Origin of the sequence: Streptomyces lothianensis, assembly GCF_047779955.1 — a bacterium.
Taxonomy (GTDB): domain Bacteria; phylum Actinomycetota; class Actinomycetes; order Streptomycetales; family Streptomycetaceae; genus Streptomyces.
Map to the genome: position 1 here is coordinate 1 of NZ_JBLMKT010000142.1, position 413 is coordinate 413.

Annotated in this window: 1 protein-coding gene; it reads left to right on the forward strand. The window is 68.3% G+C overall.

Annotated elements, in window-relative coordinates; all coding sequences use genetic code 11:
* Nucleotides 1-413, forward strand: a 413-nt coding sequence (locus ACLF6P_RS29975) for a carboxyl transferase domain-containing protein (RefSeq protein ID WP_415954565.1), incomplete at both ends; no start/stop codon positions are given.

Genomic DNA, 413 nt, shown 5'->3' on the forward strand with positions numbered 1-413 from the left:
CGCGCACTTCGCGTACGACGACGAGGAGACCTGCATCGCCGAGGTCCGCTACCTGCTGTCGATGCTCCCGCAGAACAACCGCGAGGCCCCGCCCGCCGTGGCGTGCGAGGACCCCGCCGAGCGCCGCTCCGACGTCCTGCTCGACCTCGTGCCCGCGAACGGCAATCAGCCGTACGACATGGCCGAGGTCATCGAGGAGTTGGTGGACGACGGCGAGTACCTGGAGGTGCACGAGCGCTGGGCCCGGAACGTCATCTGCGCCCTGGCGCGCCTTGACGGCCGGGTCGTCGGCATCGTCGCCAACCAGCCGCAGTCGCTGGCCGGAGTCCTCGATATCGAGGCCTCCGAGAAGGCCGCGCGGTTCGTCCAGATGTGTGATGCCTTCAACATCCCGATCGTCACTCTTCTGGACG